9 protein-coding genes are annotated in these 14,874 nt (G+C 69.7%); 2 read left to right on the top strand and 7 right to left on the bottom strand.

Translation table 11 applies throughout. The features are described 5' to 3' along the window. Positions 1-82 precede the first annotated feature (82 nt). The 6 genes from ACIPC1_RS09955 to ACIPC1_RS09930 are packed head-to-tail and all read right to left on the bottom strand — an operon-like array spanning position 83 to position 9,564. Positions 83-3,100 (bottom strand): alpha-mannosidase, encoded by a 3,018-nt coding sequence (locus ACIPC1_RS09955; RefSeq protein WP_402515114.1) that lies wholly within the window; start codon positions 3,098-3,100, stop codon positions 83-85. A 32-nt stretch (positions 3,101-3,132) separates the two neighbouring features. Next, a complete protein-coding gene (locus ACIPC1_RS09950; protein ID WP_402515113.1) occupies positions 3,133-5,133 on the bottom strand; it encodes an endo-beta-N-acetylglucosaminidase in 2,001 nt (666 codons plus the stop codon). 30 nt (positions 5,134-5,163) lie between these two features. Beyond that, positions 5,164-6,399 (bottom strand): glycosyl hydrolase, encoded by a 1,236-nt coding sequence (locus ACIPC1_RS09945; RefSeq protein WP_402515111.1) that lies wholly within the window; start codon positions 6,397-6,399, stop codon positions 5,164-5,166. A 43-nt stretch (positions 6,400-6,442) separates the two neighbouring features. Then, positions 6,443-7,354, bottom strand: coding sequence for a carbohydrate ABC transporter permease (locus ACIPC1_RS09940; protein ID WP_402515109.1), 912 nt, complete (start codon positions 7,352-7,354; stop codon positions 6,443-6,445). After that, the gene (locus ACIPC1_RS09935) at positions 7,351-8,268 is read right to left on the bottom strand and encodes a carbohydrate ABC transporter permease (RefSeq protein ID WP_402515107.1); all 918 of its coding nucleotides are present in this window, start codon (positions 8,266-8,268) and stop codon (positions 7,351-7,353) included. Before ACIPC1_RS09935 ends, ACIPC1_RS09940 begins: the two co-directional genes overlap by 4 nt. 6 nt (positions 8,269-8,274) lie before the next feature. Beyond that, on the bottom strand, positions 8,275-9,564 hold the full coding sequence (locus ACIPC1_RS09930; protein ID WP_402515104.1) for an ABC transporter substrate-binding protein: 1,290 nt from the start codon (positions 9,562-9,564) through the stop codon (positions 8,275-8,277). Positions 9,565-9,812: 248 nt separating this feature from the next. Between ACIPC1_RS09930 and ACIPC1_RS09925 the strand changes: the two genes are divergently transcribed. Next, entirely contained in the window at positions 9,813-10,856 is a 1,044-nt protein-coding gene (locus ACIPC1_RS09925; protein ID WP_402515102.1) for a LacI family DNA-binding transcriptional regulator, read from the top strand. A gap of 70 nt (positions 10,857-10,926) precedes the next feature. Here ACIPC1_RS09925 and ACIPC1_RS09920 read toward each other — a convergent pair whose 3' ends face one another. Continuing rightward, positions 10,927-13,284, bottom strand: a complete 2,358-nt coding sequence (locus ACIPC1_RS09920) for an alpha-L-fucosidase (RefSeq protein WP_402515099.1) — start codon at positions 13,282-13,284, stop codon at positions 10,927-10,929. A 249-nt stretch (positions 13,285-13,533) separates the two neighbouring features. On the opposite strand from ACIPC1_RS09920, the gene ACIPC1_RS09915 reads away from it, so the two are divergent. Beyond that, a complete protein-coding gene (locus ACIPC1_RS09915) occupies positions 13,534-14,874 on the top strand; it encodes an amidase (protein ID WP_402515098.1) in 1,341 nt (446 codons plus the stop codon).

The raw sequence follows: 14,874 nt of genomic DNA, 5'->3' as shown, positions 1-14,874 counted from the left end.
CACATCGGTCGAGCCGCCCGCACCACGGCCCGCACCCGGTGAGCCGCGATCACGACGGTCCGCACCGGGTGCCGGGAGCTCCTCAGGCTCGAGTCAGCCGTAGCGTCACCAGCTCGAAGGCACGCAGGCGCAGGGTGATCCGGTCGCCGTCCAGCTCGGGCACGGTGGCGTCCGCCAGCGGGCGTTCCAGCAAGTCGGTCACCGTGACATCCGCGACCTCGAAGCCCGTCGTCAGCGTGGCGCTCGTACGGGCTCCGCGTGACTCGTGGAAGCGGACGATCACGTCACCACTGCCGTCGTCGGCCAGCTTGAGCGCCGTCACGACGACGGCGTCCTGCTCGACGCCCACCAGCGGCGCGACCTCCTGGGAGCCGGTCACCCGGCGCTCCGGCAGGTTGATCCGCCATCCCTCGCGCACCGCGTCCCCGATCGCCGCGCCCGCCACCAGCGCGTGCCGGAAACGGTGCACGCCCTGGTCCGTCTCGGGGTCGGGGAAGCGCGGGGCGCGCAGCAGTGAGACGCGCACGGTGGTGGTCGTCCCGGAGTCGGTGTCACGGACGGTCCGGGTCACGTCGTGCCCGTACGTCGAGTCGTTGACCAGGGCGACGCCCCACCCCGGTTCCTCGATGTGCACGAACCGGTGGTTGCACGCCTCGAACTTGGCCGCCTCCCAGCTCGTGTTGGTGTGCGTCGGCCGGTAGAAGTGCCCGAACTGGGTCTCGGACGCGTACCGCTCGGCGTGCACGTCGAGCGGGAAGGCGAGCTTCAGGAACTTCTCGGTCTCGTGCCAGTCGACCTCGGTGTCGATGCCGAGCCGCCGCTCCCCCGGCGCGAGCGACAGCACCTGGGTGACCCGCGACACGCCGAAGGACCGGACGATCCGGACCGACACACCGTCAGCACCGGGCACGACCTCGTCGGCGTCGACCAGGTCGGTGACCGTGTTGCGGTAGAACTCGTCGACGTCCCAGGCGTCCCACATGTTCGGGAAGTCCGGGTGCAGCTGGAGCAAATTCGCGGCCTGACCCGGCGCGACCGTCTCCCGGTCGGCCTCGATGTCGTACGCCGATACGACGAGCCCCTGTGCGTCGATGCCGACCCGCAGCAGCCCGTTGTCGAGGACGAACCCGCCGTTGACGCGGGGCGCGAGTGCGACGCTTCCGTCGATGGCCGGGGTCCGCGCGCCGCCCGCCGGAACGCCGTCGCGCAGATGCGGCGCCGAGTTGAAGACCAGGTCGGCCGAGCCCTCGCCGGCCAGGGCTTGCTGGGCCGCGTCGATGATGCCGTTCAGCTCGCCGGCGAGACGCTCGTAGGTGGCGCGCGCCTCGCGGTGCACCCAGGCGATGGAGGAGCCGGGCAGGATGTCGTGGAACTGATGGAGCAGCACCGTCTTCCAGATGCGGTCCAAGTCCTCGTACGGATAGGGGAATCCGGTCCGTACGGCCGCGGTCGCCGCCCACAGCTCGGCCTCGCGCAGGAGGTGTTCGCTGCGCCGGTTGCCCTGCTTGGTCTTGGCCTGGCTGGTGAGCGTGGCGCGGTGGAGTTCGAGGTACAACTCGCCGACCCATACAGGGGCGTTGGGGTATTCGGCCTCCGCCTGCTTGAAGAACTCCTCGGGCGTCTCCCAGACCACCGTGGCGGAGCCTTCGAGGTCCTTGAGCCGGGCCGCCTTGGCGATCATCTCCCGTGTGGTGCCGCCGCCTCCATCACCCCAGCCGGTCGGGGCGAGGGAGTGCCGGGCGACGCCCTTGTCCTTGAAGTTGTTCGCCGCGTGGGCGATCTCGCTGCCCTTCATGGAGCAGTTGTAGGTGTCGACGGGCGGGAAGTGCGTGAAGATGCGGGTGCCGTCGATGCCCTCCCACTGGAAGGTGTGGTGCGGGAACTTGTTGGTCTGCGACCAGGAGATCTTCTGGGTCAGCAGCCACTTGGAGCCGGCCGCCTTGATGATCTGCGGCAACCCGGCGGCGAAGCCGAAAGTGTCGGGCAGCCAGGCCTCGTCGTTCTCGATGCCGAACTCGTCGAGGAAGAACCGCTTCCCGTGCACGAACTGACGGGCCATCGCCTCCGAACCCGGCATGTTCGTGTCCGACTCGACCCACATGCCGCCCGCGGGCACGAACCGCCCGTCCGCCACCGCCTTCTTCACCTTGGCCCACACCTCGGGCCGGTGCTCCTTCACCCAGGCCCACTGCTGGGCCTGCGACATGGCGAAGATGAACTCGGGCTCGTCCTCGATGAGCGCGGTCATGTTGGAGGTCGTCCGGGCCACCTTGCGGACCGTCTCGCGCAGCGGCCACAGCCACGCCGAGTCGATGTGCGCGTGTCCGACTGCACTGATCCGGTGCGCGGAGGGCACGGCGGGCTCGGCCAGCACCCCGGCCAGCCGTGAACGCGCCGCTTCCGCCGTGCCGTTGACGTCCTGCAGGTCGACGGCGTCCAGCGCCCGCTCCACGGCCCGCAGGATGTCCCAGCGCCGCGCGGACTCCACCGGCAGCTCGGCCATCAGCTCGCCGAGCACCTCCAGGTCGAGGACGAGGTGCCACACGTTCTCGTCGAAGACCGCAAGGTCCATGCGCTCAAGCTTGTACTGCGGCTCACTGCCCGCCGTCTCCTTGTCGCCCAACTGGGTCGGCAGGAAGGGGTGGTAGTCGAGGATGACCGGGTTGGAGGCAGCCTCGATGTGCAGCAGGACCTCCTCGCCGCCCTCGACGGGGGCGCCGACCCGGACCCACTGGTTGCGTGGGTTGAGACCCTTCACCGGCGTCCCGTCGGGCCGGTAGACGAGCCCCTCGCACTGGAAGCCCGGCATGTTCTCGTCGAAGCCGAGGTCCAGCAGGGCCTCGACGGCCTTGCCGGCCCACGCCGCCGGGACGGTCCCGGTGACGCGGAACCAGCTGGTGCCCCACGGAACACCCCAGCGCGCGCCCACCTCGATCGGCTCCGTGGTGGCCGCGAGTCCCTCGGCCACCGGCACCGGCTCGCCGGGCGCGTGCCACACCGCGACCTCGAGCGGGACGGACTCGGGGTACACGGCGGGACGGATGCGCTCGTCGAGAACGCGCTTGAGGCGGGCTTCGACCAGGGTGCGGTCGTCATGCATGAGAGTGCTCCGTGGGGTGAGGGTGGTGCCTGTTACCAGGTGTGGGTGGTCGTGGTGGGAGTCGAGACGGTGAACAGTTCCCCCACCGCGCGCAGTTCGAACCGTGCCTCGGTCTCTCCCTGCTCGGCGACGAGACCGCCGGCGTAGAACGCGCGCTGGCAGGTGCCGCCGAGGAAGCGGCGGGTGCCATCGGGAAGCGTCCGGTACAGCTCGTAGTGGCGTACGGGGCCGGGGGCGCCGTCCCAGGCAAAGCGCAGGTTGCCCGTGTCGGCGTCCGTGACGCGCAGGCCGGTGGGCTCGGCGGGGGTCACCACCTCGTCGCGTACCGCGAGGCCGCCGAGCCGCCAGCGCACCGGACCGCTGATCGCGGTGAGCCGGACGCCGATGGCACGTATCTCCCCCGACACTCCCGTCAGCTGCACGGTTGAAGTCTCCCAGCCGTCGCCCGTACTCACAGGGAAGTACGTGTACGGGGGCGCGCCTCCCGCCGTGTCCGGCTCGGCGGTGGCGACGGCCAGCTCGACCTGCACGCTTCCGGAGTCGACGCGGTGGGTCAGCTCGACCACAGTGTCCGCGCCGAGCGGCAGCCGCGTCCCGTAGAGGTCCAGAGTGGTCGGGGCGTCGAGGGCGCCGTCGACGAGGACACTGCTGCCGCCGCGCCAGGCGTCCGCGAAGTCGAAGGTGACGGCGGGGCGTTGGCCCGTGGTCCGCACCACCCAGCGGCGGGACGGCAGCCGGTCCTGGAGGCCGAGGTGGTTCCAGGCCGCGTCCGAGGTCGCCGCGCCGTCCTCGTACCACTTCAGGCCGTGGCCGGTGTTGAAGGCGGTCGCGAAGGGGACGGAGGCGACGGAGGAGCGGTCGGCGACGGAGACGGCCGGGGCACGCCAGGTGGCCGTGAGGTTGGGCTTGGAGGGGTCGAGGGTGGCGCCGGTCCAGAACAGGTCGTCGGAGGCGTGGAAGTCGCCGGGGGTACGGGTCGCGGGCAGGTGGTTGCGGGTCCACTCGGGCCGGTAGAAGCCGATGGAGGTGACATGGGCCGCGGTGGTCGGCACGATCGCGTTCCAGTTGACCGACTTGCTGGTGCCGCTGGCCTCCACGTCGACGCCCGCCCACAACTCGTAGCGGTTGCGCCCGAGTTGCCCCGCCAGCGTGCCCGATGAGGCCAGGGTGGTCTGCGACCAGCGGAAGTCGATGAACATGGAGTCGGCGGACTGGAAGAAGGCCTGGTTCTGGCTGTTGAGCGCGCCCTGCCAGCTCACCGAGCCGCCGACGGTCATCGAGTCGTACCAGGTGACCCGCTGCCCCTTCGCCGTGCCGAGCGCCTTGAGCTCCGTCAGGAAGCCGAGCATGTCGGTGGCGAGCGCGGCGTTTCCGCCGCTCGTCTCGGCGTTCACGAACCAGCCGTCGAAGCCGTACGCCTCGGCGACCGCGACGAGTTGGGCGGCCAGCGGATAGTGCCCGGTGGCGTCCTTCTGGACCAGGTCGCGGGTCCACTGGAGCTGTCCCCCGTAGGCGACGGGCGGCAGGAAGACGTTGCCGAGGACGGGCACGCCGTGGCGGTGGGCCGCGTCGACGACGGGTGCGTTCGGGGCGAGGATCAGGCCCTCGCCCGACGAGCCGCCCCAGAAGATGAGTTCGTCGACGTACGCCCAGTGGGTGAGCGCGTAGTAGTCGGCGGTGGCCGCGCCCTGTGAGGGGTTGCTCGCCGTGGGACCGAAGGAGACCAGGGACTGGATGCGGGCCTGGTCGCCGCGGGCGGTCGTGTTCGCCGGAGTGGGCGTGAAGCGCGCGGCGAGCGGCACGGAGGAGGCGTTGAACGCCAGGTCGGCGTCGGTCGCGGCGCTCCAGGTCTTGAGGCCGCGCCAGGTGATGCCGGTACCCGGAGTGCCGGCGGGCAGCGAGTCGGGGTACCAGTAGGAGGCGTACGGCTGGAGGTCGCGGGTGGCGGCGACGGCCGTACCGGCGAGGCCGGGGACGAGTCCGGCGGCGGCGCCGGCTCCGGCGAGCAGGACGGTGCGTCTGCTGAGGTTCACGGTGTGCTCCGCATGGGTCGTGGGGACGGCCTACTCGGTGACCTGATCGGGGGTGACGACTTCGGTGATGCCACGGGCCGCGAGATGTTCCTTGTCGTCGGCGCGGCTCGCGAGAACGGTGGTGGGGCGGGCCCCGCCGGCGGTCAGCCGGGCGAAGGCCTCGAAGACCTGCCCACCCGGAGCACAGACCGAACGGCCGCCCTGAGCGGTCTCAACCACCAGGGCCGTGGTCCGGGGTGCGGGTGCGTACGCGCGCCGCTCCTCGATGATCCGCGCGATGGCGTGACCAGCGGGCTTGGGCTGCCGGTCGTTGGTCAACAGGCCGAGGCTGTACTCGAGTTCGGGGAAGTCGGCGAGGTCGCGGCTCACGTCGTGCGAGCACCACCAGGTGACGCCCCAGACGTCGGGGCAGTCGAGGGCGTTCGCAATGGTCGCCTCGGTGAACGCCGCCGCGTGCCCGGCCGGGATGAGCGGCGCGGGCGCGCCGACCTCCTGGAGCCACACCGGGCGGCGGGGGTCGTCGGCCCACGCCTTGGACAGCTCGATGAGGTAGGCGGCGTGGTGTTCGGTGGCGACACCCGTACGGCCGTGGCGCTGAGCCGTGCCGTTGAACACCCAGGAGTGCACGGCGGTGACCGCGCCGAGCCGCGCCGAGTGCTCGGGGGTGAACGGCTGGTCGTCCTGGTACCAGGCGGCGTCGTACGAGGCGTGCAGATGCAGTTTGCCCGGCGCGCCCTCCTCGCAGGCGGCGAGCAGGCGCTGGAGCCAGGCCGCTGCCTGGTCCGGCGTGATGCGGTCCGGGTCGGGATGCGGTCCCGCCGCGAACTGGTTGACCTCGTTGCCGATCGTCATGCCGATGAAGTTCGGCCGGTCGGCGAGCGCGGCGGAGAGTACCCGCAGGTACTCGGCCTCCCCCTCGACCACCGCCGGGTCGGTGAAGATGTTCCGCCGATGCCAGGTCTGGGTCCACGCGGGCAGGAAGTCGAAGCTCGACAGGTGCCCCTGCAAACCGTCGACGTTGACGTCGAGTCCGCGTTCGGCGGCGGCGTCGGCGAGCGCGACGAGCTGCTCCACTGCCCGCGGGCGGATCAGGGTGCGGTTGGGCTGGAAGTAGGGCCACAGCGGGAAGACCCGGATGTGGTCCAGGCCGAGCGCGGCGATCGAGTCCAGATCGGCGCGTACGGCGTCGAGGTCGAAGTCGAGCCAGTGGTGGAACCACCCGACGCTCGGGGTGTAGTTGACGCCGAAGCGCACGGCAGCAGGCATGCGGGATCCTTGCGAATCGGATGGAGGGAAAGGTCCGGGGAGGTCAGCCCTTGACCGCGCCCTCGCCGACCCCGCGGAAGAAGTACCGCTGGAGACAGGCGAAGAGGGCGATCAGCGGTGCCACGGCGATGATCGTGCCCGCGGCGACGAGGCGTTCGTCGTTGGCGAAGGTGCCGTGCAGATAGTTGAGGCCGATGGTCAGGGTGAACTTCGACGGATCGCTGAGCACGATGAGCGGCCACAGGAAGTCGTCCCAGGCACCCATGAAGGCGAAGATCGCGACGACGGCGAGGGTCCCCTTCACCGACGGCAGCGCGATCCGCAGGAACCGCTGCCAAGCGTTCGCGCCGTCGACGAAGGCAGCCTCCTCGATCTCGTACGGCAGGTTGAGGAAGGCATTGCGCATCAGCAGGACGTTCATGGAGCTGACGCAGGCCGGCAGCACCACCCCGATGAGGGTGTTGTTCAGGCCGAGCTCACGCATGGTGGTGAACTGGGCGATGATGATGCTCTCCGCGGGGACCAGCATCGCGAGGATGAAGACCAGGGTGGCCACCCGCCGGCCCCGGTAGCGCATCCGGGCCAGGGCGTACCCCGCGAGGGCCGAACCGACGCAGTTCGTCACCACGTTGGCGCCCGCGACCTTCAGCGAGTTGAGGGCGTAGTCCCAGACGGGGATGGTCTCGGCGACCCGGTCGTAGTTGTGGAGGGTCGGGTGGCTCGGCAGGAACTTGGGCGTCGCGCTGTAGATGTCCTCGGTGGGGCCCTTGAGCGAGGTGGACAGCTGCCACAGGAAGGGCCCGACGGTGAGGGCGAGCACGGCGAGCAACAGCAGGTAGCGCAGGGCGAGTTCCCAGGCGCGTACGTGGCGGCCCTGCTCATCGGTGACCCGTCGGCGGGGCTTGCGCGGGGCTTCCGGCCGCTCGACCGGAGGTGCCTTCTCCAGCACACTCATGCGTCCTCCTTCCGGTCGGCGCGCAGCACGAGCAGCATCAGCGCGAGGGTGACGACGAAGACGACGACGGAGATGGCGGAGGCGTAGCCGACGCGGCCGGTCAGACCGGTGCCGGTGCGCTGGACCAGCATGACGAGGGTGGTGTCCTCGCCCGCGGGGCCGCCGTCCGGGCCGGCCATCAGATAGACCTCGGAGAACACCTTGAAGGCGGAGACCGAGGAGAGCGCGCCGACCAGCACCATCGTGGAACGGACGGCGGGCACGGTGACCGTGAAGAAGCGGCGCACCGCGCCCGCGCCGTCCACCATGGCGGCTTCATGCAGCTCGCGCGGCACATTGGCGAGCGCGGCCAGGTAAATGATCATGTAGTAGCCCAGGCCCCGCCACACGGTGACGGCCATGGCGCTCAGCAGAAGAAGCCACTGGTCGCTGAGGAAGCCGATCTTGCCGACCCCGATCGCCTCCAACAGCGAGTTCACCAGGCCACGTTCGTCGAGCAGCCACACCCAGATGAGCCCGACCACGACGATCGAGGCGACCACCGGGGTGTAGAAGGCCGACCGGAAGAAGGCGATGCCCGGGATGTTCTTCTGGACCAGCAGAGCGAGCAGCAGCGGCAGCAGGACGAGCGCGGGGACGACCCCGAGGACGTACAGCGTGCTGTTGCGCAGCCCGATCCAGAACATGTCGTCGTGCAGCAGTTCCCGGAAGTTGGCCAGGCCCACGAACTCGCCGGGGATCAGGGTCCGGCGGTCGGTGAAGGAGTTGACCAGGGTGGAGACGAACGGGTACAGGATGAAGATGCCGATGATCAGCATGCCGGGGGCGGCGAACAGCCACGGGCTCGTGGGCAGTTGGCGCCTCACCCGCGTACTGCGCCGGGCCCCGCCGGAGACGGTGGAAGAGCTCGCCATAGCTGGTCAGCCCTGCTGTTCGAGCAGCTTGTTGCAGGCCTCGACAGCGTTGTCAAGAGCTTCCTTCGGGCTCTGCTTGCCCTGGAGCGCCTTGGCGACCTCGTTGCGCAGCTCGGTCTTCATCTGCTCGCTGAACAGGACCGGCGTGTAGTTCACCGCGTTCTTCAGGGACTTGGCCGCCGCCACCCGCACCCGCGTCACGTCGGTCCCGTCCTCCTTGGTGAAGTACGGGTCGTCCAGCGATCCCGCGGTGCTCGGGAAGATCGCGACCTGCTTCGCGAACGACATCTGGTTCTGCGCGTCGGTGACGAAGTGCGCGAAGGCGACCGCGGCCGGGGTGTGCTTGGTCTGCGAGTTGACCATTACCCCCATCACGTACATGTTCACCTTGCCGGTGCTGGTGATCTGGTCGGTGATGCCGATGTTCTTGTACAGGCTCGGCGCCTGCGTCTTGAAGTTCTCCAGGTCCAGGGCACTGCCAGGGTTCATGGCGACGGCCCCGGTGAGGAACTTCTTGCCGGACGATTCCGGGGTCGCGGTCAGCGCCTGCGAGTCCAGCGCCTTGGCGTCGTACAACTCCTTGTACTTGGTAAGGAGTTCGATGCCCTTGGCGTCGTTGAAGGCGAAGCCGGTGCCCGCCTTGTTCATCAGCTCGACGCCGTAGCGGCCGAAGTCCTCGATGGTGGGAATGTTGGCGAGCGTGGCCACCTTGCCATCGCTCTTCTGGGCCAACTCCAGCGCGTCGCTGAAGAGTTCGTCGTACGTCGTCGGGGGCTTGTCGGGGTCGAGCCCGGCCTCCTCGAAGAGCGACTTGTTGTAGAAGAGCGGGCCGGTGTTGAGGTACCAGGGGAAGGCGTACGTCCCGGTCATGCCCGGTATCTGGTGGCTGGCCCAAGCGCCTTCCAGGTACTCCTTCTTGTACTTCGAGGCAGCCTTGTCCAGGTCGAGCGCGAACCCGGCCTTGGCGAGCGGTGCGACGAGGTCGGGCGAGACGTTCACGACGTCGGGCAGGGTGCCGCCGGCCGCGTCCGCGCTGATCTTGTCGGCGTAGCCCTCGGCGGGCTGGTCGATCCACTTCACTTTCGTGTCCGGGTACTGCTTCTCGAAGTCGGCGATCACGCCCTCGAAATACGGCTTGAAGTTGGCCTGGAGGTTCCAGGTCTGGAAGGTGATGTCGCCCTCGACCTTGCCGGAGGCGTCCGTGGAGCCGCCCCCGTCGTCCCCGGAGCCGCAGGCGCTCAGCGGCAGGACGAGGGCGATGACGGCAGCGGCGAGTGCTCTGCGAGATGTGCGCACGGTGACCGGGCTCCTTTGCGGCAGGATGGGCGAACAGTGCCGGGGCAGACCTTGCAGGCAACTCGCCGGGCAAGTCAATGGATTGGCGCGAGCTAAATTTATCGGTAGCACAACAGAGCAGGTCAGAGCCGTGCAGCCCGCCTCTTGCAATCGATCACTAATGCGCTTTAGATAGCATCAGCTCAAGCGCATTAGTACACGACCTCGGATGACTCCGGAAGAGGGTCCTGAAAGAACGGGGAGCAAGGGTGCCAGCCAAGCGGTCTCCGGCACGCCGGCCGACGATGAAGGACATCGCGCGCCGCGCCGGAGTCTCCGAGAGCGCGGTCTCCTTCGCGCTCAACGACCGGCCCGGCGTCTCCGAGATCACCCGCGACCGGGTCCGCCGGGTGGCCGAACAGCTGGGCTGGCGGCCGAGTACGGCGGCACGCGCGTTGTCCGGGGAGGGCGCGGCCACGGTCGGCTTCGTGCTGGCGCGGCCCGCGGACACCCTCGGCGTGGATTCCTTCTTCCTCCAGCTCGTCTCGGGTATCCAGGAGGTGCTGGCGGAGCGTCATCTCGGCCTGCTCTTCCAGGTGGTGGAGGACGTGACCGCCGAGTGCGCGGTCTACCGGCGCTGGTGGGCCGAGCACCGGGTGGACGGGGTGCTGGTCGTCGACCCGCGCGTCGACGATCCGCGTCCGGACCTCCTGGACGAACTGGGCCTGCCCGCCGTGGTCATCGGCGGGGTGCCGGACGCCCGGCACCCCGGCCTATCCACCGTCTGGGCCGACGACGCGGCCGCGATGGCCGCGGTCGTGGACGAGCTGTACGCGCTCGGCCACCGCCGGATCGTGCACATCGCGGGGCTGCCCGGCCTCGCCCACACCGAGCGCCGGATCCGTACCCTGCGCGCCGAGGCCGAGCGCCGGGGGCTGACCGAGGTCCGTTCCGTGCCCACGGACTACTCGGACACGGAGAGCACCGCCGTCACCCGCCGTGTCCTGGAAAGCGGCACCCCGCCGACCGCGCTGGTCTACGACAACGACGTGATGGCCGTCGCCGGGGTCGCCGCCGCCACCGAGCTGGGCTTCTCCGTGCCGGGCGACGTCTCGGTCGTGGCCTGGGAGGACTCCGCGCTGTGCCGCATGGTCAAGCCGTGGCTGTCCGCGCTCTCCCGCGACACCGTGGAGTTCGGCCGCACGGCCGCGCAGGAGCTGACCGCGCTGTTGGACGGCGGTCCGGCACGGACGGTGCAGGTGCCGGTGCCGCGGCTGATCGAGCGGGACAGCACGGGACCCCGCGGGAGATGAAAAAGAGGGCAGACGTCACCCAGAACGCATGAAGGGGGCGGCCGTCACCCGGAACGTCCGCCCACGAACATCAGCTCTGCCAGTCCACCTTGAACACCCACACATACTGCCCGGCCTTACGGGCGGCCTGCGGCACGTCGATCACCAGCGACCCGTTGCCGGCCGTCCAGGTCAGCGGCCGGTGGTAGCCGAGCATGGTGACCCTGTCCCCGCTGCGGATCGGTACCGGCGCCTCGACGGTCAGCTTGCTGCCGGGTGCGGTCAGCGAGTGGATGTAGAAGGCCTTGTTCTGCTTGACCGTGAAGCGCAGGTCCGCGCCGAGTTCCGCCATCCGCGACCAGTACGTCGTGTCGTAGATCGCCTCGCCGTTGGTCTTCAGCCAGCGGCCGGTCTCGCGCAGCCGGGTCTCCATGATCTCCGGGATGGTGCCGTCGGCGCGCGGGCCGATGTCGAGGAGGAAGTTGCCGTTCTTGGAGACGATGTCGACGAGGCTCCGCACGACCTCCTCGGTGGTCATGTAGGCGTCGTCCGGGGTCGCCCGGTTGTAGCCATAGCTGCGCGGGTCCAGGCCACGGCTGGACTCCCACTTGGCGACGACGGTGTTCTCGTACGTCGTGTACTCGGGGGTGGTGAAGTCGTGGAAGCCGATCCCCGAGCGGTCGTTGACCGTCACCTCGTACGGCTTGTGCCGGTTCTTCCCGTGGTTGAAGTACTCGGCGAGCACCTCGACGCTGTCGTTCGCGCCGCCGATGTCGCACCAGATCAGGGCAGGGTCGTAGCCGTGGATCAGCTCCAACATCTGCGGCGCCTGATAGTCCTTCACATAGTCCTTGCCCGCGGTGTATCCGGTGTACGGGAGCGGCTCCAGGGTGTACGGGTTGCGCGGGGCATGGCCCATCCACGGGTTGTCCGGGTTGAACCACTCGGGCATCGAGAAGTACAGGCCGCGCTTCAGCTCCGGCGTGAACTGCTTGGAGGCGTCGAAGAGTTCGCGGATCAGATCGCGCTTCGGGCCCATCTTCACGGAGTTGCGATCGGCGAACCTGGTGTCCCACAGGGCGAAGCCCTCATGGTGTTTCGAGGTCAGCACGTGGTACTCCGCGCCAGCGTCGCGGAACAGCTCCACCCACCCCCGCGGGTTGAACTTCTTCGCCGTGAACATCGGGATGAAGTCGTCGTACGCGAAGTTCTCGCCGTAGGTCTCCCGGTGGTAGGCGTACACCGCGTTGTCCGGGCTCTCCATGTGGTTCCAGTACCACTCGGCGTACTGCTTGCCGACCGGCGACCAGGCGGGCACCGAGTACACGCCCCAGTGGATGAAGATGCCGAACTTGGCACGGTGGAACCAGTACGGCGCCTGATGTCCCGTCAGTGACGCCTCGGTGGGCTGGTAGTCGGGGACGCCGAGGGTCAACTCTCGACTGCTGCTGGTGACGTGCCTGCCTCGCCCGCTGACGATCACCTTGCCGTCCTGCGCCGTCCCCGGTGCCGTCCCCACCCGGTTGCGGATGCCGACGCGGATGCGCGCCTGTTCGCCGGGGTCGAGGCGGGTCACGCTCGCGGGCTCGACGGTGCGGGCGCCCGGCACGTCGACGCCGACCGACACCCGGTCACCGGCGAGGACGGCGACCGTCCCGGCGTTGACGACGGTGGCCTCCACGCTCTGCGCGCCGCTCGACTCCAGGAGGGAGAAGGTGGAGTGCGCGTCCCGCACGGCCAACGCCCGTCCCTGGGCGGCCGGTTGGAGCGAGAGGGCGAAGACGTGCAGGGACGTCCTGTTCTCCTCGGCGGGGCTGGTGATCGGCAGGGTCAGGGCGACCGCCTCGCGCCCCGGGTCGATCCACACCTCCGCCATGCCGATGCCGACACGGTGCTCGTCCTTGCTGCCGTCCGGCCGGTAGCGGTACGCCGCCGACAGTGAGCCGCCCGCCGAGTACCAGTCCGAGCCGCCGAGCCCGGCGCTCGTCGTGGAGCCGTCCGCGTAGTGCACGGTGGCCTTGCCGGACGCGTTGCCATAGCTGCCCGCCGTGAGGAACAGGGCCGACAGGTAGCTCCCTCGGGGCAGTTCGATGCGCTGGCCGAGGGCGACCACGTTGTTCTTGGCGCCCGCCTCGGCGGACGGGAAGAGGAAGGTGATGCCATCGACCTCGACCGGACCCGCGGGGAGTTCCTCGCCCGGGAACGTGTAGCCCGAGCCGTCGAAGCTCCCGCCCCGCGCGCCGACGGTGTCGATGCCGTCGTTGTCGAGGTGGGCGTCGAGCGGCACGGGTATCGGGTCGGGCACCGGGACCCACTGGTTGCCCTGTCCACCCTGGCTTACCTGCCCGTCCGCGGCCTGCGCTTCCACCGTGGCGGCGAGGGGAAGAGTGGCGGCCACGGCGACTCCGGCCGCGACTCCCAGTACCTGACGTCTTGGATACGTACTCATGGGCGGCTCTCCCATTCATCGGATGTCTGATGATCGAGCTGCCGCCAGAACCTGTCAATGGAGTGCGCAGAGACGGAAGTTGAGCAAGTGATCGGATGATCTCGCGCGTGCTCCAGGCATGCGAAAGCCCTCGCGCGAAAGCCGTCGGAGAACCATTCCCGGAGTTCCGAGGTCCCAGGCTCTCGACGGGACACCGCGTCGCGGGCAGAGTGCATCTCGTACTACTCGCCGGTCCGCAAAGGAGCGCCCGTGACCACCTGGGTCGGCCGGACCGCCGCCGAAATCGCCGCAGCCGTACGGGAGAAGCGGGTCACGCCCCGTGAGGTGGTGGCCGAACACCTCGCCCGGATCGAGCTGCTCGACGCCCGCGTCGGCGCGTTCCGCACGCTGCGGGCGGAGGCGTCCCTGGCCGAGGCCGACGAGCTGGCCACGCGGGATCTTGACGGACTCCCCCTCGCGGGCGTGCCGGTGGCCGTCAAGGACAACCTCCCGGTACGCGGCGAGGCCAACCGCCTGGGCTCCGCCGCCACCCCGGACACACCCGCGGACCACGACCATGTCACCGTGGCCCGGCTCCGCGCGGCGGGCGCCGTCGTGGTGGGCCTGACGAACGTGCCCGAGCTCTGCGTATTCGGCACCACCGACGGTGTGCACGGCATCGCGCGCAACCCGTGGGACACCTCGCGCACGGCGGGCGGTTCCTCGGGCGGCAGCGCGGCCGCGGTCGCCGCCGGGATGGTGCCGATCGCGCTCGGCAACGACGGCATGGGATCGCTGCGCATCCCGGCCGCCAACTGCGGCCTGGTCGGACTGAAGCCGGGCCATGGCACGGTCCCGGCGGGAATCGGTCACGGCGACTGGTTCGGCATGGCGGAGAACGGGCCGCTCGCGACCACGGTCGAGGACGCACGCCTGATGTTCGCGGTGCTGGCCGGCACCGACGCCGTACGCCCGCCAGGGAAGGAAGCCCGCAGGGTTGCCGTCTCCGTACGCAGCCCGCTGGTCGGCGTGAAGATCACCCGGCCGTACCGGGCCGCGGCTCACGAGGCGGCGCGACTGCTGGCCACGGCGGGTCACCAGGTACGGCCCGCCGACCCGCCCTATCCCCTCTGGCTGGGTACGACTTCACTCGCGCACTGGACGGCGGGCACCGCCCTGGACGCCGGGGAGCTCGACCCTCGCCTGCTCACCCGGCGCACCCGCGTGCACGCCGCGGTGGGCCGCCGCTTCCTCAACAGCGTCCGCAAGGGTGACCGCCGCGAGCAGCTGCGCAGGCGTCTGGAGCCGTTCTTCGCCGAGCACGACGTGCTGATCACTCCTGCGCTGGCCCGGCGGGGTCCGGCAGCCGCGGCCTGGCACGAACGAGGTTGGCTGCGCAATCTGCTGGCCAACACCACCTACTCGCCGCTGACCGCGCCGTGGAACCTCACCGGTTGGCCCGCGATGTCGGTACCGTTCGGCACGCTGCCGGGCGGCGCTCCGTGCGCCGTACAACTGGTCGGACGCCCGGGTTCGGAGCTCGATCTGCTCGCCCTGGCGGGGCAGTTGGAGGTGCTGCATCCGTGGCGGCGTACGGCATCACTGGATTGA

This window comes from Streptomyces sp. NPDC087263 (assembly GCF_044744645.1).
Classification (GTDB): domain Bacteria; phylum Actinomycetota; class Actinomycetes; order Streptomycetales; family Streptomycetaceae; genus Streptomyces.
The sequence above is the reverse complement of the archived record's forward strand: the minus strand, read 5'-3'. Positions and strand labels throughout refer to the sequence as shown.

What these genes read in the sequence shown, in the direction of transcription:
- ACIPC1_RS09955 (WP_402515114.1), bottom strand. Translation starts at nt 3,100, where the DNA reads ATGCATGACGACCGCACCCTGGTCGAAGCCCGCCTCAAGCGCGTTCTC.
- ACIPC1_RS09920 (WP_402515099.1), bottom strand. Translation starts at nt 13,284, where the DNA reads ATGAGTACGTATCCAAGACGTCAGGTACTGGGAGTCGCGGCCGGAGTC.
- ACIPC1_RS09940 (WP_402515109.1), bottom strand. Translation starts at nt 7,354, where the DNA reads ATGAGTGTGCTGGAGAAGGCACCTCCGGTCGAGCGGCCGGAAGCCCCG.
- ACIPC1_RS09945 (WP_402515111.1), bottom strand. Translation starts at nt 6,399, where the DNA reads ATGCCTGCTGCCGTGCGCTTCGGCGTCAACTACACCCCGAGCGTCGGG.
- ACIPC1_RS09935 (WP_402515107.1), bottom strand. Translation starts at nt 8,268, where the DNA reads ATGGCGAGCTCTTCCACCGTCTCCGGCGGGGCCCGGCGCAGTACGCGG.